Below are 18,375 nucleotides of genomic sequence, written 5' to 3'. Positions count from 1 at the left end.
CCGGGGGGCGCCCCCGGTGTTGGCCGCAACCCCCCCCGACCCCCGTATCCCCACACCCCCCCCGGGCAAACCTCGGGCGAAAACCCCGGATGTCGCTTCGCTCATCCGGGCTACAAGTTCAGCGCCTTACGCCGCCTTGCCGTCCATATACTCCGGCAGCCAGCGCTCGAACGAGGTCCGCAGCGCCTCGATCGTTACAGGCGCTTCGCCCGCGATCGCGACGGCGTCGCCGCCGGTGGTGCCGATCCGCACGCAGGGCACCTCGCAGCCGCGCATCTTGGCGAGCACGCGGCCGGCCTCGGTTTCAGGCACGGTGACGAGATAGCGCGCCTGGTCCTCGCCGAACCAATAGGCCTGAGGCACCAGCGCAGTCGGCGCCGCGAGCAGTTTTGCACCGATGCCGCTCGCCATCGCCATCTCGGCAAGCGCGATCAGCAGGCCGCCGTCGGAGAGATCGTGCACGGCGGTCGCAGTGCCCGCATGGATCATGCCGCGCACGCAGTCGCCGTTGCGCTTCTCGGCGGCGAGGTCGACCGGCGGCGGCGCGCCCTCCTCGCGACCGCAGATGTCGCGCAGGTAAACGGACTGGCCGAGCCAGCCATGGGTGTCGCCGATCAGGAGAATCGCCTCGCCTTCGGCCTTGAAGGCGAGCGAGGCCGATTTGGTGAAGTCATCGAGCAAGCCGACGCCGCCGATCGAGGGCGTCGGCAGGATCGCGCGGCCATTGGTCTCGTTGTAGAGCGAGACGTTGCCGGACACGACCGGGAAGTCGAGCGTGCGGCAGGCTTCCGAGATGCCCTTCAGGCAGCCGACGAACTGTCCCATGATCTCGGGCCGCTCGGGATTGCCGAAATTGAGATTGTCGGTGATCGCAAGCGGCTTGCCGCCGACCGCGGTGATGTTGCGCCAGGCTTCCGCCACGGCCTGCATGCCGCCTTGATAAGGATCGGCCTCGCAATAACGCGGCGTCACGTCAACGGTCAGCGCCAAGCCCTTCGGGCCGTCCTGCACGCGCACCACGGCGGCATCGCCGCCGGGACGCTGCATGGTGTTGCCGAGAATGACGTGGTCGTACTGCTCCCAGACCCAGCGCTTGCTGCACATGTCGGGCGTGCCGATCAGCTTTTCGAGCGCGGCACCGAGACCGATCGGCGCCGCCACCTCGCGCGCATGCACAACCGGCAGCGCGGCGGAGGGGACATGCGGACGGTCATAGAGCGGTGCCTCGTCGCCGAGCTCCTTGATCGGCAAATCGGCCATGACGTCACCGCCATGCTTGACCACAAAGCGCTTGCTCGGCGTAGTGTAGCCGACCACGGCGAAATCGAGGCCCCACTTCTTGAAGATCGCCTCGGCCTCTTTCTCCTTCTCGGGCTTGAGCACCATGAGCATGCGCTCCTGGCTCTCCGAGAGCATCATCTCGTAGGCGCTCATGCCGATCTCACGCGTCGGCACCGCATCGAGATCGAGGTCGACGCCGAGGTCGCCCTTGGCGCCCATCTCGACCGCCGAACACGTCAGCCCCGCCGCGCCCATGTCCTGGATCGCGATGACGCAGCCCTTCTCCATGATCTCGAGACAGGCCTCGAGCAGCAGCTTTTCGGCGAAGGGATCGCCGACCTGGACGGTCGGACGCTTCTCTTCGGACTTGTCGTCGAACTCGGCCGAGGCCATCGAGGCGCCGTGAATGCCGTCGCGGCCGGTCTTGGAGCCGAGATAGACGATCGGCATGTTCACGCCGGAGGCGGCCGCATAGAAGATCTTGTCGGTATCGGCGAGGCCGACCGCCATCGCGTTGACGAGGATGTTGCCGTCATAGCGGGTGTGGAAGCGGACCTGGCCGCCGACCGTCGGCACGCCGAAGGAATTGCCATAGCCCCCGACGCCGGCGACGACGCCGGAAACGAGATGACGCGTCCTGGCATGCTCGGGAGCGCCGAAGCTCAGCGCGTTGAGGCAGGCGATCGGCCGCGCGCCCATCGTGAAGACGTCGCGCAAGATGCCGCCGACGCCGGTGGTCGCGCCCTGGTATGGCTCGATGTAGCTCGGGTGGTTGTGGCTCTCCATCTTGAAGACCACGGCCTGGCCGTCGCCGATGTCGATCACGCCGGCATTCTCGCCCGGGCCCTGGATCACCCAAGGCGCCTTGGTCGGCAAGCCCTTCAGATGGAGGCGCGAGGATTTGTACGAGCAGTGCTCGTTCCACATCGCCGAGAAGATGCCGAGTTCGGTGAAGCTCGGCTCCCGGCCGATCAGCTTCAGGATGCGCTCATATTCGTCGGGCTTGAGCCCGTGGGCGGCAATCAGCTCGGGGGTGATCTTGGGTTCGTTCTTCATGGAATTTGGGCTTTCGGCAGCAGTTGGCCGTTCTTAGGAACATCGGGCGGCTTGGAAAAGCCCTTTATGGCGCATTTTCCCGCTGTCCCACGTTTTGCGGCCGGGGGCTGCGGGAACAGGAATTGCACAGCGCGGACAGATCGGATTTAAGGGCAAAAGACCCGCAATTGAAGGCCCATTTCCTTGCATGAATTGACCAAAGCGCCCCCGCCTCGCCGCCCCGACCTCCACGTCGCCACCGACGGGGAATTCCAGGGCTGGCGAACCTGGATTCGCGACAGTTTTGAGAGCCATATCGGCCCGTTCTGGCACAAGATCGAGAACGACGGCAGCGTTCGCTCGGCGTTCCGAGTCGAGAAAAAGCACCTCAACGGCTCCGGAAACGTCCATGGCGGCTGCTTCATGGCGTTTGCCGACTATTGCCTGTTCGCGATCGCCACCCACGAGCTGGATGGCCCAGCCGTGACCACCAATTTCGCCTGCGACTTCCTCGACGCGGCGCGCGAAGGCGAGCTGATCGAATGCGTCGGCGAAGTCTCCCGCGCCGGCGGCTCGCTGATCTTCCTGCGCGGCAAGCTGACATCAGGCGGGCGGCCCCTGTTCACCTTCTCCGGCACGATCAAGCGGGTGAAGCGGAAGCCGGCACTGCAGCCAAACGCATAGCTCGCCGCCTTCCCTTTTGGCGCCCTCTCGCCCAGACTTATGTCGAGCGCTGTCGCGCCGGGGAGCAACATCAAGGTACCGCAGAGCACACCGCCGACGGCTCGCGCCACGGCCTCGCAATTGCCGTCCATGTCCGCATCCGGCGCGCGCAACTGGCGCGACTATGCGCTGCTGGTCGCGCTCGCCTGCTGCTGGAGCTCCACCTATCCGCTGGCCAAGCTCGCGCTGGATACGATCCCGCCCGTGACCTTCATCTCGGCGCGCTCGCTGATCGCGGCCGCCTTCCTGTTCGCGATCCTGTGGATGCGCGGCGTCAGGATCCCGACCGATGCGAAGGCCTGGAAGCTGTTCGCGACCCAGCAATTGATCAACTCGACCTTTCCGTTCCTGATCATCACCTGGTCGCAGCAATATGTGCCGGCGTCGAACACGGTGGTGTTGGCTTCGACCACGCCGATCTTCGCCTTCCTGATCACCTCGCTGATCACGCGTCATGAGCCGGCCACGCTGCTGAAGCTCGCGGGCGCGATCCTCGGCCTTGCCGGCACCATCGTCATCGTTGGCCTCGACGCATTGCGCGGCTTCGGTAGCGAGATCGTGGCCGAGATCGCGATCCTGCTCGCCACCATCTCGTTCGCCTGCGCCACCATCTTCGGCCTGCGACTGTCCGAGTACGATCCGATGGTGGTGTCGGCCGGTTCGCTGCTGTTCGGCGGCCTCGTGCTGCTGCCGCCTTCGCTGATCATCGACCAGCCCTGGACGCTGCACCCGACGCCGACCGCGATCACAGCCACCATCGTCATGGGCATCGTCTCCAGCGCCTTGGGGCTGATGCTGTTCTACATGTGCCTGGGACGGCTCGGCACGCTGACGACGAACGCACAAGGCTATTTGCGCATCCCGATCGGCGTCGGCCTCTCTGTGCTGCTGCTCGGCGAGAGCGTGCCGTCGAACCTGGCGCTGGGACTGGTGCTGGTCATGGCGGGCGTCGCAGCGATGACGGTGCCGACGGAACGGCTGAAACGACGCTAGCTATGGCTTGGAGTCTTCCGCCAGCATCTTGCGGTACTTCTCGACGTCGCGCGTCACGACCTTTTGCAGCACCTCGGGCGTGTGCTCGTCGGCATCGGGGGCCACGGTCGAGAGGTCGGCGAACCGCTTCTTCACCGCGTCGGTTTCGACCGCCGTGCGTGCTGCGGCATTCAGCTTGGCGATGACCGCCGGCGGGGTGCCCTTGGGCGCGAACAGGCCGTTCCAGCCCTGCGCTTCGAATTCGGGCAGGCCGGCTTCGGCCGACGTCGGCAGATCCGGCACTGTCGCGAGCCGCACGGTCGAGCCGACCACGAGCCCGCGCGCCAGCTTCTCGTTGATCGACTGCGAGACGGAGGCTGCCGCATCGCAGACGCCGTCGATCTGGCCGCCGATCGCATCGGTGAGCGCGGGCGCGGCGCCGCGATAGCCGACCAGCGTCGCGTCGATCCCCGCGGCTGTGATGAAGCTCTTGCAGATCAGGTAGTTCGAAGAGCCGACGCCGGCATGGCCGAGATTGATCTTGCCCGGATTGGCCTTGGCGTGGGCGATGAACTCTTTCAGGTCTTTCGCCGGAAAATCCTTGCGCACGGCGATGATGCCGAACGTTTTCGCCACCATGGCGATCGGCACGAAGGAATCCGGCGTGAACGGCAGCTTTGGATAGATCGTATAGGTCGCGGCGTTGGTGCCGGCGTTGCCGATCGCAATGGTGTAGCCGTCGGGCTCGGCGCGAGAGGCGCGCGCCAGTGCGGTCGAGCCGCCGGCGCCGGCGACGTTCTCGATCACGATGGTCTGGCCGAGCGCGATGCCCATCTGCTCGGCAACGGTGCGCGCGATCACGTCGGACGTGCCGCCGGCCGCGAACGGCACGATCATGGTGACGGGACGCTTTGGGAAATCCTGTGCGAACGCCGCCGTCGCGAACGCGGCCGTCGAGAGCGCAACGACGGCGACAGCGGCCGACAGCCGCTTCAGCACGAACGCAATCACGCGGCTTTTTCCAGATGCGCGGTGAGGCCGGCGAACAGGCCGCGGCCGTCGGTGCAGCCCATGATGTCTTCGACGTGGTTTTCCGGATGCGGCATCATGCCGAGCACGTTGCCCTTGTCGTTGACGATGCCGGCGATGGATTGCGCGGCGCCATTGATGTTGCTGATATCGTCGATCGCGCCGTCGGCCGAGCAATAGCGGTAAAGCACGCGACCCTCGCCCTCGAGCCGCTTGATGGTCTCCGTGTCCGCCGCATAATTGCCCTCGCCATGCGCGATGGGCACGCGGATCACCTGCCCCGCATTGTAGCCGCGCGTGAACGGCGTGTCGGACCGCTCGACGCGGAGATGCACGTCGTGGCAGATGAATTTCAGCCGCGCATTGCGCATCAGGACGCCGGGCAAGAGGCCGGATTCGCAGAGGATCTGAAATCCGTTGCAGACGCCGAGCACGAGGCCGCCCTTGGCCGCATAGTCGCGCACCGCGTCCATCACCGGCGCCCGCGCCGCAATCGCGCCGCAGCGCAGGTAATCGCCATAGGAGAACCCGCCGGGGACGACCACGAGATCGGTCCCCGCAGGCAGCGAGGTCTCGGCGTGCCAGACCATCGCGGGCTCGCTGCCCGAGATCAGCCTCAAGGCACGCGCCATGTCGCGCTCGCGGTTGATTCCGGGAAAGACGAGGATGGCGGCTTTCATGGCAGAGGTTCCGAACGAGGATTGGAATGGGGCTGGCACGGCTGCCAAATCGGCAGCAGACATATCCATTTGACGGGGATTTTACCAGTGCTAGCCTTGCTCGCGAGCGTTGTGCACAGGCCATAGCCCGCCATTCGGCCGATCGATTCGCCCGGGATTGAAGCCATGAATGTCCCCTCGCTGCCCGCATCCCTCTCCGAGCCAGTGTCCACCGAGGGCGTCATCGCCGCCGGCGCCTATGTCGACGGCCGGCGCGTCGCCAATATCGCCATCAGCGAGGCCTCGAGCTGGCGGGCGAAGCCCGGCCACGTGGTCTGGATAGGGCTGCACGAGCCTGACATGGCGCTGCTCACCGCGGTGCAGAAGCAGTTCGACCTGCACGAACTCGCCATCGAGGACGCCAACCACGCCCATCAGCGACCGAAGATCGAGCAATATGGCGAGGCCCTGTTCATCGTGGCGCGGACCGCGCAACTGATCGAGGGCCGGATCGCCTTCGGCGAGACGCACATCTTCGTCGGCGAAGGCTATCTGGTCTCGGTGCGCCACGGCGCGTCGACGTCCTACACGCCGGTGCGCGAACGCTGCGAAAGCTGCCCGCGAGCGCTCGCGCGCGGCGAGGACTACATCCTCTACGCCATTCTCGATTTCATCGTCGACAACTACTCGCCCGTGCTCGAGAGCATTCACGAAGAGGTCGAGAGCATCGAGGATGACGTGCTCTCCAAGGCGATCAGCAAGGCGCAGATCGAGCGGCTCTACATGCTGCGCCGCGACCTCTTGCGGCTCCGGACTGCGATCGGCCCTCTGGTCGAGGTCTGCCGCCGGCTCGAGCATGACGAGCTGGCGATGGTGCGCGCAACGATGCAACCGCTGTTCCGCGACGTCACCGACCACGTCAGGAACATCCAGGAGCGGATCGATTCGATGCGCGAGGTGCTGGCCTTCGCCTTCGAAGCAAGCCTGCTGGTCGGCCAGGCCCAGGAGACGGCGGTCTCCAAGAAGCTTGCCTCCTGGCTCGCGATCATCGCGATCCCCACCGCGCTTGCCGGAATCTACGGCATGAACTTCAAGCACATGCCGGAGCTGGACTGGGAGTACGGCTATTACACGCTGCTCGGCGTGATGCTGACGGCGTGCGGCGCGCTTTACTGGCGTTTTCGTCGGGTCGGATGGCTGTGAGCCATCCCGTTCACCCGATCAGCTCGACCCGATAATTCTCGATCACGGTGTTCGCCAGCAGCTTGTCGGCGGCGTCCTTCAACGCCGCCTCCGCCTTCGCCTTGTCCGCGCCCGCGAGCTCGATGTCGAACACCTTGCCCTGCCGGACGCTGGCGACGCCGTCGACGCCGAGCGACTTCAATGCACCCTCGATCGCCTTACCTTGCGGATCGAGGATGCCCGTTTTCAACGTCACGGTAACACGTGCCTTCACGTCAGATCCCTCTTAGCTCTTCACCAGCACCGGGCCTGAGCCCGCCGGACGCTCGTTCTCCATGAGAATGCCGAGACGCTTGGCGACTTCGGTATAGGCCTCGAGCAGCCCACCGAGATCTCGGCGGAAACGGTCCTTGTCGAGCTTCTCGTTCGACTTGATGTCCCACAGGCGGCAGCTATCCGGCGAGATCTCGTCTGCGACGATGATCCGCATCATGTCGTTTTCGAACAGCCGGCCGCACTCCATCTTGAAGTCGACGAGGCGGATGCCGATGCCGAGGAAGAGACCGGTGAGGAAGTCGTTGACACGGATGGCAAGCGCCATGATGTCGTCGATCTCCTGCGGCGTCGCCCAGCCGAAAGCGGTGATGTGCTCTTCCGACACCATGGGGTCGTTGAGCTGGTCGTTCTTGTAGTAGAACTCGATGATCGAACGGGGCAGCTGCGTGCCCTCCTCGATGCCGAGGCGCTGCGACAGCGAGCCGGCGGCAACGTTCCGCACCACCACTTCCAGCGGCACGATCTCGACCTCGCGAATCAACTGCTCGCGCATGTTGAGGCGACGGATGAAATGGGTCGGCACCCCGATGTCGTTGAGGTGCTGAAACAGGTACTCCGAGATCCGGTTGTTGAGGACACCCTTGCCCTCGATCACCTGATGCTTTTTCGCATTGAACGCGGTGGCGTCATCCTTGAAGTGCTGGATCAGGGTACCGGGCTCCGGACCTTCGTAAAGAACCTTTGCCTTGCCTTCATAAATGCGACGCCGACGGCTCATGGGGATGTACCGTGTTTTGTTGAAATCCATGTATCTGGTGTGCTCCGGTTGACGAGACTACGACCCACAGCGGAGCTGCCGTGAACGGCCCGGAACCCCAAGAAACAGAACGGGAACCCAGCCTTAGGCAACCTATCCGATTGGCTGTCCCAGCACAATCGATCCGGCCGTCCGGCATCAAACTTATACCGTCTTGCCTGCGGCTTAACGGCTCGTTGTTTTGCCGATTCGTGCCCCCTATCTAGGCATGCACCGGGGCTCTCGCAACGAGGGCCAGCCGGGTCCAGTCAGCAGGGAATTGGAAAAGGCATGAGCACGTTGGACAAGCGCGAGGAAGGCTTCGAGAAGAAGTTCGCCCTCGACGAGGAGCAGAAATTCAAGGCGGAAGCCCGCCGCAACCGGCTGCTCGGTCTGTGGGTGGCCGAAAAGCTCGGCATCGCCGGCGATGCCGCCACGGCCTATGCCAAGGAGGTGGTCGCGGCCGATTTCGAGGAAGCCGGTGATGCCGACGTCCTGCGCAAGGTCATGACCGATTTCGCCGCCAAGAACGTGGCCGTCACCGAACAGGCGATTCGGGCCAAGATGAACGAGCTGATCGCGGTGGCGGCGGCCGAGGTGAAGGCCGGGAAATAGGACGAAGCGTCATTCCGGGGGCACGTCTGCGACGCGCCCCCGGAATGCCAACCAGCTACCCCTCCTTGAAGCCATATTCCGGCACATTGCCGCTGGCGCCGTAATATTTGTACGGCAGGAATTTGCCGCTCATGGTGATCTTGACACGGTCGCCCTTCGGGTTGGGCAGGCGCTCCATCACCATGTCGAAGTCGATCGCCGACATGATGCCGTCGCCGTACTCCTCCTCGATCAGCGCCTTCCAGGCCGGACCGTTGACCATGACCAGCTCGTAGAAGCGGTAGATCAAGGGATCGGTCGGCGGCATCGGCATGCCGCGCATCGGCGTCTCGTTCAGCATCGTGGTCTCGGCCTTCGTCAGGCCGAAAAGCTCAGCAGCGTTGGCGGCCTGCGGCTTAGTCAATTTCATCTGGCCGAGGATCGCGCCTGTTATCAGCACCTCGGAATAGCCGCCGATCTGCTCGCAGATATATTTCCAGGTCCAGCCCTTCTCGCGCTTGATGTCGAGCAGCTTCTCGGTGAGGTCTTCGCGTTTCATGTCAGGGTCTCCTTTTTCAAGCAGTCAGCCCGGGACTCGTCCCGGGTATCCAGGTCTGTCGTTGCTCGTCGCCACCGGACGCGACGGTCAGTCCGGGCTTGCCGATATGCACCACCGGTACATTGCGCGGATCGTGACCGGGCGTCTCGGCCGCGAAAGTCTTGCTGCGCGTCACCAGGAAATCAACGATGTGGTTGCGCAGCGCGTAGTACAGCGGATGGCGGTGCAAATCGGTGCGGCCGCGATCCCGCGGCAACGGGTTCTCGACCACTTCCGCCAGCACCGCGCCGGGTCCATTGGTCATCAGGAAAATCTTGTCGGCGAGATAGATCGCTTCGTCGACGTCATGGGTGATCATGAACGCGGTCTGCCCGGTCTCCAGACAGATGCGCCGCACCTCGTCCTGCAGCGTGCCGCGCGTCAGCGCGTCGAGTGCCGAGAACGGCTCGTCCATCAGCATCATCTTTGGCGTGATCGACAGTGCACGCGCGATGCCGACGCGCTGCTTCATCCCGCCGGAAAGCTCGGAAGGACGCTTGTGTTCCGAACCCGTCAGGCCGACGAGATCGATAAACTTCTGCGCATGCGCCTTCACCTTGGCGCGATCCCAGCTCCGCCATTTCGAGCTCACGGCGTAGGCAACGTTGCCGAGCACGGTGCGCCAGGGCAGCAGCGCATGGCTCTGGAAGATCACGGCGCGATCGAGGCTCGTCCCTGAAATGGCCTGCCCGTCGACGATCACCGCGCCTTCGCTCGGCGCATCGAGGCCGGCGAGGATGTTGAGCACCGTGGTCTTGCCGCAGCCGGAATGGCCGATCACGCAGCAGAACTCGCCGCGCGCCATCGACAGCCACAGATTCTCGAACACCGCCGTTGTCGCGCCGTCCGCGCCCGGATAGCGCTTTGCGATGGCTTCGATGGAGATGAATTTTTCGGTCAACGGCCCTACTCCGGAAACGTGACCATGCGCGTGAAGCGCGCGAGGATCTGGTCGAGCAGCATGCCGACGACCCCGATCAAGAGGATCGCGATGATCACGTTGGTGATCGACAGATTGTTCCACTCGTTCCAGACGAAATAGCCGATGCCGGTGCCGCCGACGAGCATTTCGGCCGCGACGATCACGAGCCAGGCGATGCCGATCGAGATACGCATGCCGGTCAGGATCGTCGGCGCAGCCGCGGGCAGGATCACGGTGAAGGCGCGCCTGATCGTTCCGACCTCGAGCGTTCGCGCGACATTGATCCATTCCTTGCGTACGCTCGCGACCCCGAACACGGTGTTGAGCAGCATCGGCCAGATCGAGCAGATGAAGATGACGAAGATCGCCGAGATCGAGGAATCCTTGATGGTGTAGAGCGCGAGCGGCATCCACGCCAGTGGCGAGATCGGCTTCAGCACTTGGATGAAGGGATCGAGCGCCTGGCTGAGCAGCGGCGACATGCCGATCAGGAAGCCGAGCGGGATGGCGACGAGCACGGCGAGCAGATAGCCGGCGCCGACGCGCGCGATCGAATAACCGAGCTGGATGCCGAGCCCCTTGTCGTTCGGCCCGTTGTCGTAGAACGGCCTCCTCAAATGCTCCCAGAGCTTTGCGCCGACATCGAACGGCCCGGGCATGGCGGATTTGCCCTGCGTCGCGGTCAGGCCCATCAGCTTGGCGTATTCCGCGCTCATCGTGGCCACCGGTGCGGTCGAGCGCACGGCGAGATGCCAGACGCCGAGGAACGCGACGAGCAGCACGATCGATACCAGGCCGGCGCGGAGACGGAGGGAGGCGGTGGTCATCTCCCTCTCCCCGTTCTTACGGGGAGAGGGTTGGGGTGAGGGGCATGCTTCCGCATATTCGGTGAGAGACGAACTCGCGGAGAGTCCCCCTCACCCGGATTGCATCTAACGATGCAATCCGACCTTTCCCCGCAAGCGGGGCGAGGTGAAAAAAAAGCGCGGCCGCTCACGACGCCTTCCTGATCTTGAAGCCCGCCAAATAATCCTCCGGCTTGGCTGGATCGAAAGTCTTGCCCATCACCGCGAACGATTTGTAGCTGCCGGCTGGCGGCGCGAGGCCCATCTCGGTCATCAGCTTCCTGGTGTCGGTGGCGAGATAGACCTGCTCGGCGATCGCCTTGTAATCGACGTCGTTCTTGATCTGGCCCCAGCGCTTCATCTGCGTCAGCATCCACACCCCAAAGGACTGCCAGGGGAACGGATCGAAATCGACGCGCTTGGCATCCGTCTTCACGCCGCCGAGGCCGTCGGCATAGGTGCCGGTCAAGACCTGTTCCAACACCGTGACCGGCGCGTTGATGTAGTTCGCCGGCGCGATGGCTTCCGCGATCTGCTTGCGGTTCTCCGCCTTCGAGGCATAGGCCGTGGCATCGACGATCGCGCGCGTCAGCGCAGCAAAGCTGTTCGGCGCCGTGGTGATGAACTCGCGGCTGGCGGCGAAGCTGCAGCAGGGATGGCCGTCCCAGATTTCCTTGGACAAAAGATGCATGAAGCCGACGCCGTCATAGATCGCGCGCTGGCAGATGTTGTCGGGCGCGAGGAAACCGTCGATGTTGTCGGCGCGCAGGTTTGCCACCATTTCCGGCGGCGGTACCGAACGCAGCTGCACGTCGGTGTCGGGGTCGATCCCATGTTCGGCGAGATAGTAGCGCAGCAGGTAATTGTGCATGGAATAGTCGAAGGGGATGGCGAACTTCATGCCCTTCCAGTCCTTCGGATCGCGCTTGTCCTTGTGCTTCATGGCAAGCGTGATGCCCTGCCCGTTGATGTTCTCGATCGCTGGGACCGCGAACGGAATGGGGTTCGAGCCGAGGCCGAGCGAGATCGCCAGCGGCATCGGCGCCAGCATGTGCGCGGCGTCGTATTCCTTGTTGATGGTCTTGTCGCGGACCACGGCCCAGCCGGCGGTCTTCACCACGTCGACGTTGAGGCCGTGCTTGGCATAGAAGCCCAGCGGCGCCGCCATGATGATCGGCGTGGCGCAGGTGATCGGGATGAAGCCGACCTTGAGGTCCTTCTTTTCCGGCGCGCCGGCCTGCGCAAACACTTCGGTCGCGGTCTGAACCGGGAAGAACTGAGACAGCGCAGCCAGCGCGGTGGAGGCCCCGACCGACTTCAGGAACGCGCGTCGCGCAACGTCCTGCGGAAACATCGCGCGCATCACGGCAGAGGCGACCACGCCCTCGTAGCGCTTCTCGTCGCTCTCGACGGGCGCACAGCGCAACGCGGTGGCCTGCTCATGCTCCGCCGCGGATTGATGCTGACCACAGGCACAGCCGGCTCGCAGGTTGCGATCGGGATCAAACGGATTGTCGAAAGTGGACATCGGACCTCCTGCGCGTCATTTGCGAGGAGAATTACGCAAGGAGCATGCCACCACCCTCAGGCCGGCCAGTGCCTTGATGACGCAGCATTTTCGCTCACACTTGGTCATTACGAAAATTCGTGATAAACGATATTTCGTAGTTGAATAACGAGATTTCGTAATGGCAACGACGCCAATACTCGCCCACGACGATGTGGCCACGACCGTTGATCCGCGCGTCGCGGCCTTCGAATCCTCGGTCGAGGCGACGCTGCTGGTCGACCCCTTCGGCGACCAGATCGTCGATGCCAATCCCGCCGCCTGCGCCCTGCTCGGCTACGACCGCGCGCTGCTGCGCCAGACCAGGGCGAGCACGCTGCATGCCGGCGAGCTTCCGGCGCTGACCGTGTTCACCCAGGCCGTGCTGCACAAGGGGGCCTACTGGACCACGGCGCTCAACCCGCGCCATGCCACCGGGCAAAACCTCCGGCTCGAATATGCCGGCTGCGTCCTGCCCCATGACGGGCGCACGCTGGTCCAGATCACCCTGACCGATCTCGAAGCGCGCCGCCGCCGCAATGTCGATGCCGCCGCTGAAGATCACATGCGCAGCGGCATCTCGACCTGGCAGCGAGTCGAGCGCGTGTTCCAGGACATCGAGCGCGAGAACCAGCTGATCCTGCGCGCCGCCGGCGAAGGCATTTACGGCGTCAACGCGGAAGGAAAGACCACCTTCGTGAACCCCGCCGCCGAGCGGATGCTGGGCTGGACGGCCGAGGAGCTGGTCGGCAAGGAAATCCATCCCATCATGCACCACACCCACCATGACGGGCGGCACTATCACAACCATGATTGCCCGATCTATGCGGCGTTCCGCGACGGCGCCGTGCACCAGGTCGACGGCGAGGTGTTCTGGCGCAAGGACGGCTCGCCGGCCTGGGTCGAATACACCTCCACACCGATCCGCGACCGTGGCGTGGTGGTCGGTGCCGTCGTGGTGTTTCGCGACGTCAGCCAGCGCCGTGAGGCCGACGAGAAGCTGCACGCCGCGCTCGCCGAGGTCGATCGCCTGCGCGAACGTCTCGAGCTCGAAAACGCCTACCTCCAGGAAGAAATCCGCATCGAGACCAATCCGCGCGGCATCATCGGTGGCAGCGAAGCAATCCAGAAGACGCTGCGCCAGGTCAAGCTGGTGGCGCCGACCAGCGCGGCGGTGATGATCACCGGCGAGTCCGGCACCGGCAAGGAGCTGATCGCGCGCGCCATCCACGAGGATTCCACCCGCAGCGACCGGCCGCTGATCCGCGTCAATTGCGCCGCGATCCCGCGCGAATTGTTCGAGAGCGAATTCTTCGGCCACGTCCGCGGCGCCTTCACCGGCGCGACGCGCGACCGCATCGGCCGGTTCGAGCTCGCCGATGGCGGCACGCTGTTCCTGGACGAGGTCGGCGAGATTCCACTCGAATTACAGGGCAAGCTGCTGCGGGTGTTGCAGGAGGGCAATTTCGAGCGCGTCGGCCAGGAACGCACCCGCGCGGTCGACGTCCGCGTCATCGCCGCGACCAACCGCGACCTCAAGCAGGAGGTGCAGCGCGGCCGTTTTCGCGAGGACCTCTATTTCCGCCTCAACGTGTTTCCGATCGAGACGGTGCCCCTGCGCGAACGGCGCGAGGACATTCCGCTGCTCGCCCAGCATTTCCTCACCCGCGAGAGCAAGGCGCTGAAATCGAATCTGCGCCTGTCGGAAGGCGATGCGCGTCGGTTGGCGCGGTATGACTGGCCGGGCAATGTCCGCGAACTCCAGAACGTGATCGAGCGCGCCGCGATCCTGTCGCAGAACGGCCGTTTGCGGATCGATCTGCCCGACTCCTCCGGCACGCAGGCCCCAGCCGGCGCCACGCGGCAGAAGGCTGACGCACGGCCCGTTGTGATGACGTCATCCGAAATGCGCGACCACGAGCGCGCCAACATCCTGGCCGCGCTCGAGGGCTGCGCCGGAAAAGTGTTCGGCCCCGGTGGCGCGGCCGAGATGCTGGATATCAAGCCGACCACGCTGGCCTCGCGGATCAAGGCGCTGGGAATCGCGCCCCGTCCGCGGGCCGGCGCGAACGGTTAGAGCACGGCGAGATTGGAATGCATGTTGATGTGCCCTCGCCCCTTGTGGGAGAGGGCAGCGACGCCGGTAGACGCAGACTCGCTTGGGTGAGGGGTCTGCCTCCGCGAGTCCGACGCCGATTTGAATCGCGGAGAGAGACCCCTCATCCGGCGCTCCGCGCCACCTTCTCCCACAAGGGGAGAAGGGGTACCGAGTCCGCGGGCCGCCGGTTAGCGGTAATCACGCCGCCTTGGTCGTCACCTCCGATGCGATCGGCAATCCCTGCTCGATCGGCAGCGACGGATCGCGCGACCATTCGTTCCAGGAGCCGAAATACATCCGCACGTCCTTCACGCCCGCGTTCTTGAGCGCCAGGAACGTGTTCGAGGCGCGCGCCCCCTTGAAGCAGTAGAGATAGACCGGCGTGGACGGCGAGATGCCGACGGTGGCGCATTCCGCCAGAATCTCGTCCTTGGACTTGAAGCGCGGGCCCTCGGCGGTCGGCTTCATCATGCGATACCATTCCAGCCACACCGCGCCGGGGATGCGGCCTTTGCGCGGGCAGAAATCCTTGCCGTAGGGCGAGGAGCTGTCGCCGATCCACTCGTCGACATCGCGCACGTCCAGGAGTGCGATGCCGGGCTTGCCGACCGCGGCGAGCATGGTCTTGGCGTCGATCAGGATCTCGCCCGCTTCAGGCACGATCGAGAACGACGCCTTCGCCGGCGCCGGCACATCCTTCGTCACCGGAAGACCTGCGGCCGCCCAGGCGTCGAAGCCGCCATGCAGCACCTTGATCTTGGGATAGCCGAGCATGGTGAGCAGGTAGTAGCCGCGGCAGGATTGGCCGAAGCCGGAGTTCATCGACTGCTCGTAGATCACGGCCGTCTCCTTGCCGGAGAGACCGGCAGCGCCGAATGCGTCGGCGAATTTGGTCTTCAGCTCGGCCATGCCCTCCGGCGTCGAGGTCGCGAGGAACGTGAATATCTCATGCACGTTCACGGCGTTGGGAAGGTGCCCGGCGCCATAGGCGTCGGGGTTGCGGGTGTCGATCACGACACAGGGCTCGGTTTTCAAGAGATCGGCAAGTTCGCTGGCAGAGATCAGAACGTCCGTCATTGGCAGCCTCTCCGTTGAGGTTAGATGGTGGGTGGGCTCGTAGAACTCAGGAATCGGCGAGCATCTTGCGCAACTGCTTGGTGGCAGGCGTGACGATCGCGACGAAATAGGCCTCGCGCAGCCGGCGCTGCGCGCGGTGGGACTTGAGATAGCCGCGCGCGCCACAATGCAGCATCGCCGCATGCGCCGCCGCGACGCTGGCCTCGCCGGCGCGAAGCCTGAGCGCAATCACCTTGCGCCAGTAGGTCTCCTCCTCGTTGTAGGGATCGCGCGCCAGCGCCATGGTCTCGGCCTCGAGCTCGGCGGCGAGATCGCGGAAGTGCACCGGCTGTTGCGGCAAATAGCGGTTGATGTGACCGAGGGGATTATCGACCTCGTCCATGATGTTGATGCAGTCCTTGATGAGGCCAAGCGCCATGCCGGCCTGCAGCAGGATGAAGCCGGCGCGGATCTTCTTCACAAAAGGCGCGGCGGGATCGGCGAGGATCAGCTCGTCAGGCACGAAGACGTCGCGGAACTGCACGCCGTAGGTGCCGGTTCCGTCCATGGCAAGGAACGGCTTGCATGGCGTCAGCGTGATCGCGGGGTCCGAGCAGTCCGCCAAAAACATCACTTGGCCGGGCTCGCCACTTGCGATGCCCGGCTCGTCCTCGCGTTCGAAGATGGTGCCGAAGTAATGGTCGGGGCCGAGATTGGAGACCCAGGGCAGCGCGCCGCGTACGATGTAGCCGCCGTCGACCTTGCGCCCCTTCAACTTGAGCTTTTCGATGCCGAAAAAGCTCTTCATCGGATTGGAGAGCCCAGTGCCGCCGAGCACGCGGCCGGTCGAGAACGCATCGCCGAAGCGCTTGGCGAGCTTCATATTGGTCGAGTTGGCGGCGTACCAGACCAGCGTGTTCTGGCACCACGCCATGAAGGCGGTGCTGCCGCAGACCTCGCCGATCGCCGACATGGCCTGGATGGCACAGCGCAGGTCAGCGGGCCCCTCGTGCGGCACGTGACTGCCCCAGGCGCCGACCTCGCCGAATCGGCGCAGCACCTCGGCCGGATAGACGGTGCCGGCATCGATGCCGGCGGCAAGCGGCGCGAGCTGCTCCCGTGCAATCCGCGCCACCTCGCCTGCAATGGACGGTGCGGGCTGATCCAAAACTTCGGCCCGTGATAAAGCCAGTGAACCCATGATCGTCTCCCGCACCTTTCCTGTTGCCGTCTACTAGATGCCGACCTCGAGATTGACCGGGCGGGTGAAGGTGTTTGCGACCGGCGACCATTGCTTCACATGGGCGACCAGCGCATTGATCTCGTCCGGCGAGATCCCCTCACATTCCATGTCGACCTTGACGCGTACGTCGGTGAAGCCGACCGGCTTGTCCGAGACGTCGCCGGTGCCCCAGACCGCGGTGATGTTGAGATCGCCCTCGAGCTCGAGCTCGAGCTTGTTGACGATCCAGCCGCGATGCACGGCGTTGGCGTGCAGGCCGACGGCGAGGCAGGAGCCCAGCGCGGCGAGCGAGGCCTCGGACGGATTGGGCGCAGTGTCGTCGCCGAGCAGACCGGGCGGCTCGTCGACGATGTAGGGCTGCAAATTGCGGATGTAGTTGGCGTGGCGGAATTTTCCTTCCGCGACCGTCTTGCACTTCAAGGTCTTGATGACCTTCGGATTGGCCTTGCCGTTGGCGATCAGTTGCTCGAGGCCATTCTTGTCGATGGGCGCGAGGCAACCCGTCAGCACTGTCTTTTGAACGACGGCAGTCATCATCTTCTCCCTGGCAGAAGTGGAAATCGGTAGGATACCGAACGGTCTGTTTCCTTGCATGGAGCGTGCCAGACCCAGCCAAAATCAAAAGGCGAAGCATTGGAGCCGCTTAGCGAACGCTGCCTGCGGATTGATCAGCGGCCGTCTGCTCAAAGGCGATGCAGATGAGCTTTCCCGTGCGAATCTTTTCAGCGCAGAACAGATGCGGCTTGCTGATGCGGCGCGGCTGCGATTAAGTTGCATCCCATGGCCAAGCTTTCACTGAACAAGCCCTCACCGAACAAGACTTCTAAGCAGAAGTCTCAGTCGCCGCACGCCGGTGCGGGTGACGACGAGTCCGCACGCGGGCGCCTGCTCAGCGCGGCCACGCATCTGTTCTGCAAGAACGGCATCAACGCCACCGGCATCGACGCGATCATCGCGGAAGCCGGCACCGCAAAGACCACGCTCTATAAATTGTTCGGCTCCAAGACCAATCTGGTCAACGCGGTACTGGAGAGCGAAGGCAAGCAGTGGCGCGAATGGTTCATCGGCGCCATGGAAGAAGGCGGCGGCGACGCGCAAGCCAAACTCACGCGCATCTTCCCGGCCCTGAAGAGCTGGTTCGCGGAAGAGCGCTTCTACGGCTGTCCCTTCATCAACGCGGTCGGCGAGCACGACAAGGACGCCAAGCAGTTCCGCAACATTGCGATGAAGCACAAGAAGATCGTGCTCGGCCACATCGAGAAGCTCGCCGGCGAGCTCGGATCGAACGAGCCCGTCGTGCTCGCGCACCAGCTCGGCCTCCTGATCGACGGCGCGATCGTCGCCGCGATGGTGTCGCGCGATCCAGGCGTGGCGGATACGGCGGCGCTGACGGCAGGTCCCCTGCTCAGCCAGCCCAAGGCAAAGAAGAAGCGCGCGGCGGACCAGCTCGAGGCGGTGTGATCGCTCTATCTTCGTAGCCCGCATGGAGCGGAGCGCAATGCGGGGGCACTGTCCGTCCC

18 protein-coding genes are annotated in these 18,375 nt (G+C 64.4%); 6 read left to right on the top strand and 12 right to left on the bottom strand.

Annotated elements, in window-relative coordinates; genetic code table 11:
• Nucleotides 1–126 precede the first annotated feature (126 nt).
• Nucleotides 127–2,337 carry a phosphoribosylformylglycinamidine synthase subunit PurL gene (gene purL, locus AC0L2J_RS19410; protein ID WP_473393189.1) on the bottom strand — a complete coding sequence of 737 codons (2,211 nt, stop codon included), beginning with the start codon at nucleotides 2,335–2,337 and terminating at the stop codon, nucleotides 127–129.
• Between the two features lie 183 nt (nucleotides 2,338–2,520).
• Here purL and AC0L2J_RS19405 point away from each other — a divergent pair, with 183 nt between their 5' ends.
• Entirely contained in the window at nucleotides 2,521–3,000 is a 480-nt protein-coding gene (locus AC0L2J_RS19405) for a PaaI family thioesterase (RefSeq protein ID WP_007612134.1), read from the top strand.
• Between the two features lie 129 nt (nucleotides 3,001–3,129).
• A complete protein-coding gene (locus AC0L2J_RS19400; RefSeq protein ID WP_473393185.1) occupies nucleotides 3,130–4,032 on the top strand; it encodes a DMT family transporter in 903 nt (300 codons plus the stop codon).
• Here the strand turns inward: AC0L2J_RS19400 and AC0L2J_RS19395 are convergent, their stop codons facing one another.
• Both AC0L2J_RS19395 and purQ read right to left on the bottom strand, forming a co-directional pair.
• Entirely contained in the window at nucleotides 4,033–5,022 is a 990-nt protein-coding gene (locus AC0L2J_RS19395) for a tripartite tricarboxylate transporter substrate binding protein BugD (protein ID WP_007612137.1), read from the bottom strand.
• The gene (gene purQ / locus AC0L2J_RS19390) at nucleotides 5,019–5,720 is read right to left on the bottom strand and encodes a phosphoribosylformylglycinamidine synthase subunit PurQ (protein ID WP_007612139.1); all 702 of its coding nucleotides are present in this window, start codon (nucleotides 5,718–5,720) and stop codon (nucleotides 5,019–5,021) included. The genes AC0L2J_RS19395 and purQ overlap by 4 nt, the downstream gene beginning before the upstream one ends.
• 165 nt (nucleotides 5,721–5,885) lie before the next feature.
• On the opposite strand from purQ, the gene AC0L2J_RS19385 reads away from it, so the two are divergent.
• Nucleotides 5,886–6,902, top strand: a complete 1,017-nt coding sequence (locus tag AC0L2J_RS19385; protein ID WP_007612140.1) for a magnesium and cobalt transport protein CorA — start codon at nucleotides 5,886–5,888, stop codon at nucleotides 6,900–6,902.
• Nucleotides 6,903–6,912: 10 nt separating this feature from the next.
• On the opposite strand, the gene purS is transcribed toward AC0L2J_RS19385, so the two are convergent.
• Both purS and purC read right to left on the bottom strand, forming a co-directional pair.
• Complete coding sequence (gene purS / locus AC0L2J_RS19380) at nucleotides 6,913–7,155, bottom strand: phosphoribosylformylglycinamidine synthase subunit PurS (RefSeq protein ID WP_007602264.1); 243 nt, start codon at nucleotides 7,153–7,155, stop codon at nucleotides 6,913–6,915.
• A gap of 12 nt (nucleotides 7,156–7,167) precedes the next feature.
• A complete protein-coding gene (purC, locus tag AC0L2J_RS19375; RefSeq protein ID WP_171944915.1) occupies nucleotides 7,168–7,935 on the bottom strand; it encodes a phosphoribosylaminoimidazolesuccinocarboxamide synthase in 768 nt (255 codons plus the stop codon).
• A 309-nt stretch (nucleotides 7,936–8,244) separates the two neighbouring features.
• On the opposite strand from purC, the gene AC0L2J_RS19370 reads away from it, so the two are divergent.
• Nucleotides 8,245–8,568 carry a DUF1476 domain-containing protein gene (locus tag AC0L2J_RS19370; RefSeq protein WP_473393180.1) on the top strand — a complete coding sequence of 108 codons (324 nt, stop codon included), beginning with the start codon at nucleotides 8,245–8,247 and terminating at the stop codon, nucleotides 8,566–8,568.
• Nucleotides 8,569–8,623: 55 nt separating this feature from the next.
• On the opposite strand, the gene cynS is transcribed toward AC0L2J_RS19370, so the two are convergent.
• From cynS to AC0L2J_RS19350, 4 genes are all read right to left on the bottom strand, one after another.
• Nucleotides 8,624–9,106 (bottom strand): cyanase, encoded by a 483-nt coding sequence (gene cynS / locus AC0L2J_RS19365; protein WP_007612142.1) that lies wholly within the window; start codon nucleotides 9,104–9,106, stop codon nucleotides 8,624–8,626.
• A gap of 16 nt (nucleotides 9,107–9,122) precedes the next feature.
• Nucleotides 9,123–10,046, bottom strand: coding sequence for an ABC transporter ATP-binding protein (locus AC0L2J_RS19360; RefSeq protein WP_063995763.1), 924 nt, complete (start codon nucleotides 10,044–10,046; stop codon nucleotides 9,123–9,125).
• A 5-nt stretch (nucleotides 10,047–10,051) separates the two neighbouring features.
• Entirely contained in the window at nucleotides 10,052–10,894 is an 843-nt protein-coding gene (gene ntrB / locus AC0L2J_RS19355; RefSeq protein ID WP_007612145.1) for a nitrate ABC transporter permease, read from the bottom strand.
• Between the two features lie 166 nt (nucleotides 10,895–11,060).
• Nucleotides 11,061–12,440: a CmpA/NrtA family ABC transporter substrate-binding protein gene (locus AC0L2J_RS19350; RefSeq protein WP_473393174.1), complete on the bottom strand. Its 1,380-nt coding sequence runs from the start codon at nucleotides 12,438–12,440 to the stop codon at nucleotides 11,061–11,063.
• A gap of 160 nt (nucleotides 12,441–12,600) precedes the next feature.
• On the opposite strand from AC0L2J_RS19350, the gene AC0L2J_RS19345 reads away from it, so the two are divergent.
• On the top strand, nucleotides 12,601–14,535 hold the full coding sequence (locus AC0L2J_RS19345) for a sigma-54 interaction domain-containing protein (RefSeq protein WP_473393170.1): 1,935 nt from the start codon (nucleotides 12,601–12,603) through the stop codon (nucleotides 14,533–14,535).
• 219 nt (nucleotides 14,536–14,754) lie between these two features.
• Here the strand turns inward: AC0L2J_RS19345 and AC0L2J_RS19340 are convergent, their stop codons facing one another.
• The 3 genes from AC0L2J_RS19340 to AC0L2J_RS19330 are packed head-to-tail and all read right to left on the bottom strand — an operon-like array spanning nucleotide 14,755 to nucleotide 17,389.
• Nucleotides 14,755–15,633, bottom strand: coding sequence for a sulfurtransferase (locus AC0L2J_RS19340; protein WP_007612150.1), 879 nt, complete (start codon nucleotides 15,631–15,633; stop codon nucleotides 14,755–14,757).
• 46 nt (nucleotides 15,634–15,679) lie between these two features.
• Nucleotides 15,680–16,813, bottom strand: a complete 1,134-nt coding sequence (locus AC0L2J_RS19335) for an acyl-CoA dehydrogenase family protein (RefSeq protein WP_007612151.1) — start codon at nucleotides 16,811–16,813, stop codon at nucleotides 15,680–15,682.
• Between the two features lie 33 nt (nucleotides 16,814–16,846).
• A complete protein-coding gene (locus AC0L2J_RS19330; RefSeq protein ID WP_007612153.1) occupies nucleotides 16,847–17,389 on the bottom strand; it encodes an OsmC family protein in 543 nt (180 codons plus the stop codon).
• Between the two features lie 246 nt (nucleotides 17,390–17,635).
• On the opposite strand from AC0L2J_RS19330, the gene AC0L2J_RS19325 reads away from it, so the two are divergent.
• Nucleotides 17,636–18,316: a TetR/AcrR family transcriptional regulator gene (locus tag AC0L2J_RS19325; protein ID WP_007612157.1), complete on the top strand. Its 681-nt coding sequence runs from the start codon at nucleotides 17,636–17,638 to the stop codon at nucleotides 18,314–18,316.
• The last annotated feature ends 59 nt before the right edge of the window (nucleotides 18,317–18,375 follow it).

This window comes from Bradyrhizobium sp. MV1.5 (assembly GCF_055807615.1).
This window is presented reverse-complemented; position numbering and strand designations above follow the sequence as displayed.